This is a genomic window from Aeromonas sp. 3P (genome assembly GCF_051919745.1).
Lineage (GTDB): Bacteria > Pseudomonadota > Gammaproteobacteria > Enterobacterales > Aeromonadaceae > Aeromonas > Aeromonas veronii.
In genome coordinates, this window is sequence record NZ_JBQBED010000001.1 from 3,760,035 (window position 1) to 3,776,702 (window position 16,668).

4 protein-coding genes and 2 tRNA genes are annotated in these 16,668 nt (G+C 57.1%); 4 read left to right on the plus strand and 2 right to left on the minus strand.

What is annotated here, in order from left to right:
- The first annotated feature begins 227 nt into the window (after positions 1-227).
- Entirely contained in the window at positions 228-13,028 is a 12,801-nt protein-coding gene (locus tag ACTG19_RS17505) for a retention module-containing protein (protein WP_439989335.1), read from the plus strand.
- Positions 13,029-13,100: 72 nt separating this feature from the next.
- Here ACTG19_RS17505 and ACTG19_RS17510 read toward each other — a convergent pair whose 3' ends face one another.
- Positions 13,101-13,595, minus strand: coding sequence for a hypothetical protein (locus ACTG19_RS17510; RefSeq protein ID WP_005335330.1), 495 nt, complete (start codon positions 13,593-13,595; stop codon positions 13,101-13,103).
- Between the two features lie 185 nt (positions 13,596-13,780).
- Here ACTG19_RS17510 and ACTG19_RS17515 point away from each other — a divergent pair, with 185 nt between their 5' ends.
- Positions 13,781-15,736, plus strand: coding sequence for a sensor domain-containing protein (locus ACTG19_RS17515; RefSeq protein WP_429118351.1), 1,956 nt, complete (start codon positions 13,781-13,783; stop codon positions 15,734-15,736).
- A 63-nt stretch (positions 15,737-15,799) separates the two neighbouring features.
- On the opposite strand, the gene rraB is transcribed toward ACTG19_RS17515, so the two are convergent.
- Positions 15,800-16,135, minus strand: coding sequence for a ribonuclease E inhibitor RraB (gene rraB / locus ACTG19_RS17520; RefSeq protein WP_026034893.1), 336 nt, complete (start codon positions 16,133-16,135; stop codon positions 15,800-15,802).
- A gap of 265 nt (positions 16,136-16,400) precedes the next feature.
- Between rraB and ACTG19_RS17525 the strand changes: the two genes are divergently transcribed.
- Positions 16,401-16,476 (plus strand) — tRNA-Phe (locus ACTG19_RS17525).
- Between the two features lie 4 nt (positions 16,477-16,480).
- A tRNA-Asn gene (locus ACTG19_RS17530) sits at positions 16,481-16,556 on the plus strand.
- Positions 16,557-16,668 lie beyond the last annotated feature (112 nt).

Sequence of the window (16,668 nt, forward strand, 5' to 3'; positions counted from 1 at the left end):
AATCCTGACGGGAGCATGCCTTGTCATGCTCTCGTCATCATTCTGTAATTTATTGATAATTTTGGTTTTTACCATTATCACAACCTGGTCTTACACACTTCTGTCTGGCTGAACAGTTCAGCCTCAAATCTCCCTATCCTTTCGAATTTTCGAGCTGGTTATTTTTGCCATGTGTATGCACAGTAAGTTGTGGCTTGTTGCATTCAAATCAGGATTCAGGAGAGAACATGATTACCAATGCCGTTACCTTGGAACAGGGCGTAACCGTAACCCAACTTAAAGGACAAATTTATCTGGTTGCCGAAGATGGCAGCCGGAAGCTGTTGGCTGAAGGTGATGTGCTGCCGAAAGGGGCGGTGATCATGTCGCCGGATGGCGCCAGTTTCATGGGGGGCGGACAGTCGTTCACTGTGCAACCGGCCAGCGAACAGAGTGAGCCTGCCGAAGAGGGGGATGCCCCCCAGTTGGCGCAAAACGGTGCTGCAGGTACTCCTGATGATATCAGTGCTCTGCAACAGGCCATTTTGGGTGGGGCTGACCCGACCCAGGCTTTTGAAGCCTCCGCAGCAGGCGGTGCGCCTGCTGCCGGCGGTGGCGGTATTGGGGGGGTCGCCGGTGCCAGTGGCAACGGTGGTTTTGTCACCATCGACCGTACCGGTGATGCAACCATTGCCGAAGCCGGGTTTGATACCGATAACCCCGCAGATACAGCCCCCATAGGGGATGCCCTTGGTGGTGAGGACGATATCCTGTTTGATGGCGTTCCACCATCCATCACCGTGAACGCCCCAGACAACACCAACGACACCACCCCGACCATTACCGGTACGACGGATGCCCCGGCGGGCAGTACCGTTACCCTGGTCGTGACCGATGCCAACGGCAACCAGCAGACCCTGACCGCCATCGTGCAACCGGGTGGCAGCTATAGCGTGGATGTCACTACCCCGCTGGCGGAAGGGAGCTACAAGGTGGATGCCAGTGTCACTGACCCGGCTGGTAACACCGGCACTGCGACCGACGATGGCAGTGTGGAGATTGATGACCCGGTCGATGCGGTAAACGATAGCTACGAGGTCAACGAAGATGGCTCGGTGAGTCTGAGCCTGCTGGCCAACGACAAGGCGCCGGATGGCGGGCTGAAGGTTGTCGCCATCAATGGTGTGGCGCTGACTGGCGGTGCCCAGAGCATCGCGGTCAAGGACGGGGTCGTGGAGATTGCCGCCGATGGCAGCATGACCTTCAAGCCGAGCAAGGATTTCAACGGTAACATCAGCTTTGACTATGAGGTCGAGGATACTGACGGCGATACCGACAGCGCCATCGTCAATATCACTGTCAACAACGTTGATGATCTGGTCGATGCGGTCGATGACGAGTACACCGTCAACGAAGATGGCTCGGTGAGTCTGAGCCTGCTGGCCAACGACAAGGCGCCGGATGGCGGGCTGAAGGTTGTCGCCATCAACGGTGTGGCGCTGACTGGCGGTGCCCAGAGCATCGCGGTCAAGGACGGAGTCGTGGAGATTGCAGCCGATGGCAGCATGACCTTCAAGCCGAGCAAGGATTTCAACGGTAACATCAGCTTTGACTATGAGGTCGAGGATACTGACGGCGATACCGACAGCGCCATCGTCAATATCACTGTCAACAACGTTGATGATCTGGTCGATGCGGTCGATGACGAGTACACCGTCAACGAAGATGGCTCGGTGAGTCTGAGCCTGCTGGCCAACGACAAGGCGCCGGATGGCGGGCTGAAGGTTGTCGCCATCAACGGTGTGGCGCTGACTGGCGGTGCCCAGAGCATCGCGGTCAAGGACGGGGTCGTGGAGATTGCCGCCGATGGCAGCATGACCTTCAAGCCGAGCAAGGATTTCAACGGTAACATCAGCTTTGACTATGAGGTCGAGGATACTGACGGCGATACCGACAGCGCCATCGTCAATATCACTGTCAACAACGTTGATGATCTGGTCGATGCGGTCGATGACGAGTACACCGTCAACGAAGATGGCTCGGTGAGTCTGAGCCTGCTGGCCAACGACAAGGCGCCGGATGGCGGGCTGAAGGTTGTCGCCATCAACGGTGTGGCGCTGACTGGCGGTGCCCAGAGCATCGCGGTCAAGGACGGAGTCGTGGAGATTGCCGCCGATGGCAGCATGACCTTCAAGCCGAGCAAGGATTTCAACGGTAACATCAGCTTTGACTATGAGGTCGAGGATACTGACGGCGATACCGACAGCGCCATCGTCAATATCACTGTCAACAACGTTGATGATCTGGTCGATGCGGTCGATGACGAGTACACCGTCAACGAAGATGGCTCGGTGAGTCTGAGCCTGCTGGCCAACGACAAGGCGCCGGATGGCGGGCTGAAGGTTGTCGCCATCAACGGTGTGGCGCTGACTGGCGGTGCCCAGAGCATCGCGGTCAAGGACGGGGTCGTGGAGATTGCCGCCGATGGCAGCATGACCTTCAAGCCGAGCAAGGATTTCAACGGTAACATCAGCTTTGACTATGAGGTCGAGGATACTGACGGCGATACCGACAGCGCCATCGTCAATATCACTGTCAACAACGTTGATGATCTGGTCGATGCGGTCGATGACGAGTACACCGTCAACGAAGATGGCTCGGTGAGTCTGAGCCTGCTGGCCAACGACAAGGCGCCGGATGGCGGGCTGAAGGTTGTCGCCATCAACGGTGTGGCGCTGACTGGCGGTGCCCAGAGCATCGCGGTCAAGGACGGGGTCGTGGAGATTGCCGCCGATGGCAGCATGACCTTCAAGCCGAGCAAGGATTTCAACGGTAACATCAGCTTTGACTATGAGGTCGAGGATACTGACGGCGATACCGACAGCGCCATCGTCAATATCACTGTCAACAACGTTGATGATCTGGTCGATGCGGTCGATGACGAGTACACCGTCAACGAAGATGGCTCGGTGAGTCTGAGCCTGCTGGCCAACGACAAGGCGCCGGATGGCGGGCTGAAGGTTGTCGCCATCAACGGTGTGGCGCTGACTGGCGGTGCCCAGAGCATCGCGGTCAAGGACGGGGTCGTGGAGATTGCCGCCGATGGCAGCATGACCTTCAAGCCGAGCAAGGATTTCAACGGTAACATCAGCTTTGACTATGAGGTCGAGGATACTGACGGCGATACCGACAGCGCCATCGTCAATATCACTGTCAACAACGTTGATGATCTGGTCGATGCGGTCGATGACGAGTACACCGTCAACGAAGATGGCTCGGTGAGTCTGAGCCTGCTGGCCAACGACAAGGCGCCGGATGGCGGGCTGAAGGTTGTCGCCATCAACGGTGTGGCGCTGACTGGCGGTGCCCAGAGCATCGCGGTCAAGGACGGGGTCGTGGAGATTGCCGCCGATGGCAGCATGACCTTCAAGCCGAGCAAGGATTTCAACGGTAACATCAGCTTTGACTATGAGGTCGAGGATACTGACGGCGATACCGACAGCGCCATCGTCAATATCACTGTCAACAACGTTGATGATCTGGTCGATGCGGTCGATGACGAGTACACCGTCAACGAAGATGGCTCGGTGAGTCTGAGCCTGCTGGCCAACGACAAGGCGCCGGATGGCGGGCTGAAGGTTGTCGCCATCAACGGTGTGGCGCTGACTGGCGGTGCCCAGAGCATCGCGGTCAAGGACGGGGTCGTGGAGATTGCCGCCGATGGCAGCATGACCTTCAAGCCGAGCAAGGATTTCAACGGTAACATCAGCTTTGACTATGAGGTCGAGGATACTGACGGCGATACCGACAGCGCCATCGTCAATATCACTGTCAACAACGTTGATGATCTGGTCGATGCGGTCGATGACGAGTACACCGTCAACGAAGATGGCTCGGTGAGTCTGAGCCTGCTGGCCAACGACAAGGCGCCGGATGGCGGGCTGAAGGTTGTCGCCATCAACGGTGTGGCGCTGACTGGCGGTGCCCAGAGCATCGCGGTCAAGGACGGGGTCGTGGAGATTGCCGCCGATGGCAGCATGACCTTCAAGCCGAGCAAGGATTTCAACGGTAACATCAGCTTTGACTATGAGGTCGAGGATACTGACGGCGATACCGACAGCGCCATCGTCAATATCACTGTCAACAACGTTGATGATCTGGTCGATGCGGTCGATGACGAGTACACCGTCAACGAAGATGGCTCGGTGAGTCTGAGCCTGCTGGCCAACGACAAGGCGCCGGATGGCGGGCTGAAGGTTGTCGCCATCAACGGTGTGGCGCTGACTGGCGGTGCCCAGAGCATCGCGGTCAAGGACGGGGTCGTGGAGATTGCCGCCGATGGCAGCATGACCTTCAAGCCGAGCAAGGATTTCAACGGTAACATCAGCTTTGACTATGAGGTCGAGGATACTGACGGCGATACCGACAGCGCCATCGTCAATATCACTGTCAACAACGTTGATGATCTGGTCGATGCGGTCGATGACGAGTACACCGTCAACGAAGATGGCTCGGTGAGTCTGAGCCTGCTGGCCAACGACAAGGCGCCGGATGGCGGGCTGAAGGTTGTCGCCATCAATGGTGTGGCGCTGACTGGCGGTGCCCAGAGCATCGCGGTCAAGGACGGAGTCGTGGAGATTGCCGCCGATGGCAGCATGACCTTCAAGCCGAGCAAGGATTTCAACGGTAACATCAGCTTTGACTATGAGGTCGAGGATACTGACGGCGATACCGACAGCGCCATCGTCAATATCACTGTCAACAACGTTGATGATCTGGTCGATGCGGTCGATGACGAGTACACCGTCAACGAAGATGGCTCGGTGAGTCTGAGCCTGCTGGCCAACGACAAGGCGCCGGATGGCGGGCTGAAGGTTGTCGCCATCAACGGTGTGGCGCTGACTGGCGGTGCCCAGAGCATCGCGGTCAAGGACGGGGTCGTGGAGATTGCCGCCGATGGCAGCATGACCTTCAAGCCGAGCAAGGATTTCAACGGTAACATCAGCTTTGACTATGAGGTCGAGGATACTGACGGCGATACCGACAGCGCCATCGTCAATATCACTGTCAACAACGTTGATGATCTGGTCGATGCGGTCGATGACGAGTACACCGTCAACGAAGATGGCTCGGTGAGTCTGAGCCTGCTGGCCAACGACAAGGCGCCGGATGGCGGGCTGAAGGTTGTCGCCATCAACGGTGTGGCGCTGACTGGCGGTGCCCAGAGCATCGCGGTCAAGGACGGGGTCGTGGAGATTGCCGCCGATGGCAGCATGACCTTCAAGCCGAGCAAGGATTTCAACGGTAACATCAGCTTTGACTATGAGGTCGAGGATACTGACGGCGATACCGACAGCGCCATCGTCAATATCACTGTCAACAACGTTGATGATCTGGTCGATGCGGTCGATGACGAGTACACCGTCAACGAAGATGGCTCGGTGAGTCTGAGCCTGCTGGCCAACGACAAGGCGCCGGATGGCGGGCTGAAGGTTGTCGCCATCAACGGTGTGGCGCTGACTGGCGGTGCCCAGAGCATCGCGGTCAAGGACGGGGTCGTGGAGATTGCCGCCGATGGCAGCATGACCTTCAAGCCGAGCAAGGATTTCAACGGTAACATCAGCTTTGACTATGAGGTCGAGGATACTGACGGCGATACCGACAGCGCCATCGTCAATATCACTGTCAACAACGTTGATGATCTGGTCGATGCGGTCGATGACGAGTACACCGTCAACGAAGATGGCTCGGTGAGTCTGAGCCTGCTGGCCAACGACAAGGCGCCGGATGGCGGGCTGAAGGTTGTCGCCATCAACGGTGTGGCGCTGACTGGCGGTGCCCAGAGCATCGCGGTCAAGGACGGGGTCGTGGAGATTGCCGCCGATGGCAGCATGACCTTCAAGCCGAGCAAGGATTTCAACGGTAACATCAGCTTTGACTATGAGGTCGAGGATACTGACGGCGATACCGACAGCGCCATCGTCAATATCACTGTCAACAACGTTGATGATCTGGTCGATGCGGTCGATGACGAGTACACCGTCAACGAAGATGGCTCGGTGAGTCTGAGCCTGCTGGCCAACGACAAGGCGCCGGATGGCGGGCTGAAGGTTGTCGCCATCAATGGTGTGGCGCTGACTGGCGGTGCCCAGAGCATCGCGGTCAAGGACGGGGTCGTGGAGATTGCCGCCGATGGCAGCATGACCTTCAAGCCGAGCAAGGATTTCAACGGTAACATCAGCTTTGACTATGAGGTCGAGGATACTGACGGCGATACCGACAGCGCCATCGTCAATATCACTGTCAACAACGTTGATGATCTGGTCGATGCGGTCGATGACGAGTACACCGTCAACGAAGATGGCTCGGTGAGTCTGAGCCTGCTGGCCAACGACAAGGCGCCGGATGGCGGGCTGAAGGTTGTCGCCATCAATGGTGTGGCGCTGACTGGCGGTGCCCAGAGCATCGCGGTCAAGGACGGGGTCGTGGAGATTGCCGCCGATGGCAGCATGACCTTCAAGCCGAGCAAGGATTTCAACGGTAACATCAGCTTTGACTATGAGGTCGAGGATACTGACGGCGATACCGACAGCGCCATCGTCAATATCACTGTCAACAACGTTGATGATCTGGTCGATGCGGTCGATGACGAGTACACCGTCAACGAAGATGGCTCGGTGAGTCTGAGCCTGCTGGCCAACGACAAGGCGCCGGATGGCGGGCTGAAGGTTGTCGCCATCAACGGTGTGGCGCTGACTGGCGGTGCCCAGAGCATCGCGGTCAAGGACGGGGTCGTGGAGATTGCCGCCGATGGCAGCATGACCTTCAAGCCGAGCAAGGATTTCAACGGTAACATCAGCTTTGACTATGAGGTCGAGGATACTGACGGCGATACCGACAGCGCCATCGTCAATATCACTGTCAACAACGTTGATGATCTGGTCGATGCGGTCGATGACGAGTACACCGTCAACGAAGATGGCTCGGTGAGTCTGAGCCTGCTGGCCAACGACAAGGCGCCGGATGGCGGGCTGAAGGTTGTCGCCATCAACGGTGTGGCGCTGACTGGCGGTGCCCAGAGCATCGCGGTCAAGGACGGGGTCGTGGAGATTGCCGCCGATGGCAGCATGACCTTCAAGCCGAGCAAGGATTTCAACGGTAACATCAGCTTTGACTATGAGGTCGAGGATACTGACGGCGATACCGACAGCGCCATCGTCAATATCACTGTCAACAACGTTGATGATCTGGTCGATGCGGTCGATGACGAGTACACCGTCAACGAAGATGGCTCGGTGAGTCTGAGCCTGCTGGCCAACGACAAGGCGCCGGATGGCGGGCTGAAGGTTGTCGCCATCAACGGTGTGGCGCTGACTGGCGGTGCCCAGAGCATCGCGGTCAAGGACGGGGTCGTGGAGATTGCCGCCGATGGCAGCATGACCTTCAAGCCGAGCAAGGATTTCAACGGTAACATCAGCTTTGACTATGAGGTCGAGGATACTGACGGCGATACCGACAGCGCCATCGTCAATATCACTGTCAACAACGTTGATGATCTGGTCGATGCGGTCGATGACGAGTACACCGTCAACGAAGATGGCTCGGTGAGTCTGAGCCTGCTGGCCAACGACAAGGCGCCGGATGGCGGGCTGAAGGTTGTCGCCATCAACGGTGTGGCGCTGACTGGCGGTGCCCAGAGCATCGCGGTCAAGGACGGGGTCGTGGAGATTGCCGCCGATGGCAGCATGACCTTCAAGCCGAGCAAGGATTTCAACGGTAACATCAGCTTTGACTATGAGGTCGAGGATACTGACGGCGATACCGACAGCGCCATCGTCAATATCACTGTCAACAACGTTGATGATCTGGTCGATGCGGTCGATGACGAGTACACCGTCAACGAAGATGGCTCGGTGAGTCTGAGCCTGCTGGCCAACGACAAGGCGCCGGATGGCGGGCTGAAGGTTGTCGCCATCAACGGTGTGGCGCTGACTGGCGGTGCCCAGAGCATCGCGGTCAAGGACGGGGTCGTGGAGATTGCCGCCGATGGCAGCATGACCTTCAAGCCGAGCAAGGATTTCAACGGTAACATCAGCTTTGACTATGAGGTCGAGGATACTGACGGCGATACCGACAGCGCCATCGTCAATATCACTGTCAACAACGTTGATGATCTGGTCGATGCGGTCGATGACGAGTACACCGTCAACGAAGATGGCTCGGTGAGTCTGAGCCTGCTGGCCAACGACAAGGCGCCGGATGGCGGGCTGAAGGTTGTCGCCATCAATGGTGTGGCGCTGACTGGCGGTGCCCAGAGCATCGCGGTCAAGGACGGAGTCGTGGAGATTGCCGCCGATGGCAGCATGACCTTCAAGCCGAGCAAGGATTTCAACGGTAACATCAGCTTTGACTATGAGGTCGAGGATACTGACGGCGATACCGACAGCGCCATCGTCAATATCACTGTCAACAACGTTGATGATCTGGTCGATGCGGTCGATGACGAGTACACCGTCAACGAAGATGGCTCGGTGAGTCTGAGCCTGCTGGCCAACGACAAGGCGCCGGATGGCGGGCTGAAGGTTGTCGCCATCAACGGTGTGGCGCTGACTGGCGGTGCCCAGAGCATCGCGGTCAAGGACGGGGTCGTGGAGATTGCCGCCGATGGCAGCATGACCTTCAAGCCGAGCAAGGATTTCAACGGTAACATCAGCTTTGACTATGAGGTCGAGGATACTGACGGCGATACCGACAGCGCCATCGTCAATATCACTGTCAACAACGTTGATGATCTGGTCGATGCGGTCGATGACGAGTACACCGTCAACGAAGATGGCTCGGTGAGTCTGAGCCTGCTGGCCAACGACAAGGCGCCGGATGGCGGGCTGAAGGTTGTCGCCATCAACGGTGTGGCGCTGACTGGCGGTGCCCAGAGCATCGCGGTCAAGGACGGGGTCGTGGAGATTGCCGCCGATGGCAGCATGACCTTCAAGCCGAGCAAGGATTTCAACGGTAACATCAGCTTTGACTATGAGGTCGAGGATACTGACGGCGATACCGACAGCGCCATCGTCAATATCACTGTCAACAACGTTGATGATCTGGTCGATGCGGTCGATGACGAGTACACCGTCAACGAAGATGGCTCGGTGAGTCTGAGCCTGCTGGCCAACGACAAGGCGCCGGATGGCGGGCTGAAGGTTGTCGCCATCAACGGTGTGGCGCTGACTGGCGGTGCCCAGAGCATCGCGGTCAAGGACGGGGTCGTGGAGATTGCCGCCGATGGCAGCATGACCTTCAAGCCGAGCAAGGATTTCAACGGTAACATCAGCTTTGACTATGAGGTCGAGGATACTGACGGCGATACCGACAGCGCCATCGTCAATATCACTGTCAACAACGTTGATGATCTGGTCGATGCGGTCGATGACGAGTACACCGTCAACGAAGATGGCTCGGTGAGTCTGAGCCTGCTGGCCAACGACAAGGCGCCGGATGGCGGGCTGAAGGTTGTCGCCATCAACGGTGTGGCGCTGACTGGCGGTGCCCAGAGCATCGCGGTCAAGGACGGGGTCGTGGAGATTGCCGCCGATGGCAGCATGACCTTCAAGCCGAGCAAGGATTTCAACGGTAACATCAGCTTTGACTATGAGGTCGAGGATACTGACGGCGATACCGACAGCGCCATCGTCAATATCACTGTCACCCCAGTGAACGACGCGCCTACTACCTCCGGTGGTTATGCCCAGGGTGAAGAAGATATGCCGCTTACTTTGAAGTGGAGCGACTTCAAGGCTAGCGATGTCGATACCGCTGCGGACAAGCTGTCGATCAAGATCACTTCGCTGCCGGCGGACGGAGTGCTGCAGTACAAGGATGACGACGGTAACTGGCTGGCTGTGGTTGAAAATCAGGTATTTACTCAGGCAGAAATCGCCGCCGGCAAGCTGCAGTTCAAGCCTGATCCGCATGAGGCGAGCGGGTCGGCGGATAGTGGCGCAGGTTCAGGTGGGGTTGGCAACAAGCTGGGGGATTATGCGTCGTTCGGCTATCAGGTGAGCGACGGGGTAAACAGTAGTGGTAATGCGACCTTTGTGGTCGATATCAAGCCGGTGGTTGACGGCGTGACGCTGAAGGTTGAGCTGGTGAGTGGCGGGTTTGTGCCGGGGGCGGCTAAGGTAGAGCAGATTCTGTCCGACCTGAATGGCAAGACACCGTCTAGATCGCCGACCACAGAGGATGATTATCTGGTTACCAATGGCAGCCGAGTTAATGGCGGTGGCGGTAACGACACCATCAAGTACGGCACAGGTTTCCATTTTGAGGCCGATGGTGGGACTGGTAACGATATTCTGATCGGTGGTGGCAGTGTCACTGACAACCTGGATGGTGGTGATGGGGATGACATCTTGATTGGCGGTAAGAATGCTACTGCGTCGGTCACTCTGAATGCTGGTGCTGGCGATGACATGCTGATTGCGCAAAGCCTGAAGGCGTCCACGACCTATTACGGTTGGGACGGGAAAGATGTGGCCTATGTCCCAGGCTCAATGAAGGATTTTCAGCTGGTGATGGGCGGTTCGCCAAATCAATTTGATTATCGACTGATTTATACAGGTACCAATGCTGGGTCCAACAGACCCTTCCATGATTTTTACAGTGTTGAGACTCTTTACCTGCAAGATGGCAAGTATGAGTTCAAGAATGGCAATCTGACTAAAGTAGCTGATCTGGCGACCTTGAAGGTTGATGTCGACTTGAAAGATATCGACGGCAGCGAGCGCTTCACCGATCTGACCATTACCGGCCTGCCGACTGGGGCCGTGGTGCAAGGCGGCAGCCTGCAGGCCGACGGCAGCTGGAAGGTGCCGGCCAGCATGCTGGATCAAGACGGGAAAGTGTCGCTGCAGGTGGAGTTGCCGACCGGTAGCGAGAACCTCAAGGTGACGGTCAAGGCAGGCTCGCAAGAGTATGAGATGGATGGTCTGCCAATAGCCGGTGAAGTGAAATATACCGAAGCGGATACCGGCTTTATGGTCAAGCCCACTAACCCGAATGGGGACAATGGTACGTCAGACAAACCTGTCGAGGGTGGGCGTGGTGATGATGTATTGCTGGGAGATATAGGTGGTATCAAGACCTCGGTTGAACCGGGCAAAAACTACAATATCGCCCTGATTGTAGATACATCAGGCAGTATGAAATTTGGCCTGGATGGAAGGGAAAACCCGCCTGCAGGTCAGGACAGAATGACCTTGACGATTAACGCCCTGAAAGCGTTGGCCAATCAGCTGGCAGGCCATGATGGTGTCGTTAACGTGACGCTCATTGGCTTTAGTACCTCGGCGAGTTCGCTGTTGACGATTAACGACCTGTCGAAGAGCGGTAAAGAAAAACTGCAGGATTTTATCGACAAGCTTAGCTCGTTGAAGGCCGACGGGGCGACCAACTACGAGGATGCCTTTATCAAGGCTGCCGCGTGGTTCAACAGCCAGCCGGGCAGTGGCAGCGGGAAAACGTTCGAGAACCTGACCTACTTCCTGACTGACGGTAACCCGACGGTTTATAACGGGGATACTTCGGGCAGTGGTGGCACAACCGACGATATCGATATGCAGAAGGCCATCGATGCTTTTGCGAATCTGTCCGGCCAGAGCGAGGTCAAGGCGATCGGCATCGGTAATGGCGTGACGCAGGGGAACCTGGCGTATTTCGACAATACCAAGGTGGTCGGTTCTGGCAGTAAATATGAGAACGCTCAGTTGCTGAATGATTTTTCCGGCAATACAGGGCCGTGGAGCGCGAGTAGCTGGAGCAAGACCGGCGATAGCTCGGGCTCGGTTGATATCTCCGGCGGCCGTCTGACGCTGACGGATAAGGGTGATAATGGTGTGTCAGTGTTTAGAAGCGAAAAGCTGACAGTGGCGGCGGGGACCGGCCTGCGCTTCGATCTGAGTACGGGTAATGATTTCGGCCGCGGAGACACTTTCTCGGTGCAACTGCAACGCTGGAATGGCTCTGCCTGGGAGAACGTGGGTGCCGCGGTGACCTCGGCCGGAACAGTCAACAGCGGTGCGTTGGCGGCGGGGGATTACCGCTACGTATTCACTGTAAATGAGGATGATAGAGGGGATTCTGCCACGCTGCTGATCGACAATCTGAACAAGGTGATGGGCGGGCGTCCGCCGGTTGGCCAACCCGACATCATCACCACGGCAGATCAGCTTAAGGCTGTGCTGGTTGGCAGTTCGACCACCAATACACCTGCTGAAGTGGGGGTCGATGTCCTGCACGGTGGTGCGGGTAACGATATTCTGTTCGGGGATGCCATCAATACCGATCACCTGCCGTGGGGCACGGCTGGCAACCCGACCAAGCCGGCAGACTGGGTCAATGGCAAGGGGCTGGATGGTCTGACCCAGTTCCTGACCTTGAAAAATGGTTATGCACCCAGCTCCCTTGAGCTTTACGAGTACATCAAGGGGAATGCCAACTCATTGGATGTGGCGGGCGATACCCGAGGGGGGAACGACAAGCTGCACGGTGGCCTTGGTGACGATATCCTGTTTGGCCAGGGTGGCAACGATGAGCTCTATGGTGATGATGGCAACGATATCCTTTATGGCGGCACTGGCAGTGACAAACTGTATGGTGGTTTGGGTAACGACATTCTGACTGGCGGCGAAGGTAAAGATTTCTTCGTATGGAGTCAGGGAGATGCGAGTGCCAGCAATCCTGCCGTTGATACTGTCACGGACTTCAAACCGAGCCTGAGTGATCCTACGCTGCGCGACAAGCTGGATCTGAGTGACCTGCTGGATCATGATGGGTCTAAAACGGAGTCATTGCTTAAAAGTCTGTTGTCTGTGTCTGCAGATAGCCAAGGTGTGCATCTCAAGGTTAGCGATTCGGTGGGTGGTTCTGTGACCCAGGAGATTGTGTTGTCTGGTCACACTTTTGGCTCTCTGACCGGTAATAGTGGTGCAACGGCTAGCCAGGTGATCGATTACATGTTGGCCAACAACATGCTCGATATTGATAAACAGTAAGCACTAACAACTACGCAATAAAAAAGCGGCAGAGCAATCTGCCGCTTTTTTTATCTTTGCAAGGAAGAGAAATCAGTTGCCGAGGGTGGCGAACAGGCTCTGCTCCAGGGTGCCGCGGGAGACGCAGACCGGCTTGATGGACGGGGCCGGTACGCGTTCGCCTGAGGACTCAACGAAGAACAGCTCGGTGTTGCCCTTGACGTTGACCGTGGCCACGCTGCTGTTGCCGCTCTGGGTGATGATCAGGTTGATCTGCAGGTTCGGGTTGCCCAGTGCAACTTTGGAACCCATAGTTCCGCAGTCCAGCCACTCCAGCCCGTCGGCTGACTGGTTGACGTTGGCGGTCATCAGGCCGGAGCCACGCTGGCTGTTTTCGATGGTGAGGCCGTGATCGGTGAACCACTTCTCGGCGCGAGCCCACACCAGATCCACCGGGATCGCCATTTCCTGAGTGTTGTTGGTTGCCTTGGCAATTGGCGGGTTGTAGCGATACTCCTCACCGCCGTTATTGTCACCAGCACAACCAACCAGCAGCAGCGCCAATGCGCTCCCCATAATCTTTTTCATCTTGTTTCTCTCGTCCATATCACCAGGCCATTGGCCAACCGGCGCCTATTATCGCCGGAGCGACAATCTCTGTCAGCAACCATCCAGCGTTCGATGTTATGGGGAGGTGATCGGGGTGCTTTACAAAATTGGTTTGCTATCATAGATTTGCTCGAAATTCCTCCATAAGCACCCCTGTGACCAACATGCTCACCCCGGATCTGCTGCAGCAGATCATCGACCAATTGCCAATGAGTATCTTCTGTCGAGATAGTCATGGGCGTTACCTGTTCGCCAATCGTGAGTTCGCCCGTGAAGCCAAGCTGGAGTCGCCTGCCGAGATTGTCGGCAAGACAGATGCAGATATGCCATGGGGCGATCTCTTTCGCAGTGAGGATGAGCAGCTGCTTGCCGGAGGCGTGCCGATGCTGTATCAGCAGCTCCATTGCAACCGGGGTGGGAATACCTGTTGGATGGAGGTGCACAAGGTGCCTCTTTACACCCCGCAGGGAGAGGCGTGCGCAGTATTCGGGGTGGTTAACGAGATTGCCCAGCGCAAGAGCCTGGAACAGACGGTCAAAAAGCAGCAGTTGTTGCAGCGTTTTCTGCTCGATGCCATTCCTGACCTGATCCGTTTCGATGATCACAACGGGGTATTGCTGGAGTGCAATCAGGCATTCCTCGACTTTATCGGCCAGGGGGCGGATGAGGTGCTGGGTCAGCAACTGCCGTTCCGGTTGGCGGCGCCGCAGGGGATGGGTCATGGCGAGTGTTGTCTGCTGGATGCCAGCGGGCAGGGGCGACACATGGAGATCACCCGGGTCGATGTCCCCGATGGTGACGGCCACTCCCTCGGGATCCTGACGCTGGGGCGTGACATCACCGGCCTGCGCACCACTCAGGCGCAGTTGCAGCAGGAGCAGCACTACGACAGTCTGACCGGGCTGCTCAAACTCTCCCGGTTCTTGCAGACCAGCCGCCATCTTGGGGGACGCAGTGCCACATTGGTGCTGGTCGATCTGCACCATTTTCGTGAAATCAACGATCGCTTCGGGATCCGGATTGCCGACCGCTTGCTGAGCCAGGTGGCCAAGCGGTTGCAGCAGCTGGTACCGCCGCGTTCCCTGCTCTGTCGGGTCGCTGCCGATGACTTCAGCCTGCTGCTGCCGGACTTCAACGAGCCATTGCAGGGGTGGAGCCAGCATCTGCAGCAGCAGTTGATGGAGCACTATCAGGTGGAAGATCATCGCATCCAGATCCCGGTGTTTCTGGGGCTGGCTCAGGGGCGGGCAAGCGATGCCGAGCGGTTGCTCAGTCATGCCGAGGCTGCGCTGGCGCAGGGCAAACGGCAGCAGCAGTACTGCACCCTGTTTGATCCCGAGCTGCATGCCCGGCTCAAGCGGCGTCAGTTGATCGCCGCCCAGTTGCCGCTCGCCATCAAGTCCGCCCAGCTGGTTGCCGTCTATCAGCCCATCATCTGTACCCGCACCCACCGGCTGCATGGCGCCGAGCTGCTCTGTCGCTGGCCCCATCCCGAGCTTGGGATGATCTCCCCCGACGAATTCATTCCGTTGGCGGAAGAGATGGGGATCATCGGTCAGCTTGGCCAGTTAATGCTGGAGCAGGGCTGTGCCCAGCTGGCGCAGTGGCAAACTGCGCAGCCGGATATGGTGCTCTCCATCAACCTCTCGCCGCTGCAGTTCCGTGATCCGGCGCTCTGTGAGCGGGTCTCTGCCTGCATCGCTCGCCATGGTCTCAAGGCCAGTCAACTGGAGCTGGAGATCACCGAAGGGGTGTTGATGGAGAACGCCGACGAGATTGAGACCAACCTCGACAACCTGATCGCCGCCGGTTTTCAGTTGGCCATCGACGACTTTGGTACCGGTTACTGCTCGCTGGCCTATCTGCCACGTTTGCAGGTGGCGACCCTCAAGCTAGATCGCAGCTTCACTCAGGGGCTCGCCAGCAATAGCGCGACCACCGCTATAGTGCGTTCGGTCATCGGGTTGGGCCATGAGCTTGGGATCCGGATCACCGCCGAAGGGGTAGAGACACCCGAGCAGCAGTTGTGGCTGACCGAGGCGGGGTGTGATCGGCTACAGGGCTATCTGTTCAGTCGCCCCCTGCCGCCGGCGGAGTTTGCTGCCAGCTATCTGGTGTGAGAGATCGTCAGAAACAACAAGGCCACCGCAAGGTGGCCTTGTTGTTTTACGATGGAGGCAGGATCAATCCTGGAAGTAGGTGCCCCAGCCATCGTAATCCACCCCATATTTTTCCAGGATGGGCAGCATCTTGGCGATATCGGCGACGATCGCTTCGACATTCAGCTTGCACTCGATGGTGGCATCGAAGCAGAAGATGGTGGCGCCGTCATCCAGCTCCATCTCTTCGGCATCGGTCACTTCAAAACCGGCTTTGAACAGGTCAACCGCTGCTTTTTCCAGACGGTCGAAATCCTGGCAGGCGAAGTGGTGCTCGATGTCGTAATCCGCATCGGGATTGCTGCCATCGGCCAGCAGTTCGTTGACGATCTCGGTGGTCTCATCACGCCACTCTTGCATATTCAGACTCATGTTGCCTCCAGGCGGTATCATTGCGGCAAAGCATACTCGCAGAGTGGATTCGGCTCAATGCGGCGGACCCACTGAACCTCGAATTTCCATCATATTGGCGCAGACTGCAGGGTGTTCAGAGGCCAGCAAGTGCGTGAAACGGGACTGGAATGGATAATAAATGGTCGCTTCGTTCGGTTGTTGAGCGAACGCACTTTTTATCGTGTCATCATGGTTGACACTCTGCGCTGGAAAGGGTTTAATGCGCGCCGTTGCCCAGATAGCTCAGTCGGTAGAGCAGGGGATTGAAAATCCCCGTGTCGGCGGTTCGATTCCGTCTCTGGGCACCATAATTCCTCCTTAGTTCAGTCGGTAGAACGGCGGACTGTTAATCCGTATGTCACTGGTTCAAGTCCAGTAGGAGGAGCCAAATTCGAAAAGCCCGCTCAATCGAGCGGGCTTTTTCATTTCTAGTTGCTGTTGCATGCGGCCAAAAAGAGCGTCGCGCCACAGGTGGCACTGAACAGCAGCATTCCGGTTTG

What these genes read in the sequence shown, in the direction of transcription:
- ACTG19_RS17505 (WP_439989335.1), top strand. Translation starts at nt 228, where the DNA reads ATGATTACCAATGCCGTTACCTTGGAACAGGGCGTAACCGTAACCCAA.
- ACTG19_RS17510 (WP_005335330.1), bottom strand. Translation starts at nt 13,595, where the DNA reads ATGAAAAAGATTATGGGGAGCGCATTGGCGCTGCTGCTGGTTGGTTGT.
- ACTG19_RS17515 (WP_429118351.1), top strand. Translation starts at nt 13,781, where the DNA reads ATGCTCACCCCGGATCTGCTGCAGCAGATCATCGACCAATTGCCAATG.
- rraB (WP_026034893.1), bottom strand. Translation starts at nt 16,135, where the DNA reads ATGCAAGAGTGGCGTGATGAGACCACCGAGATCGTCAACGAACTGCTG.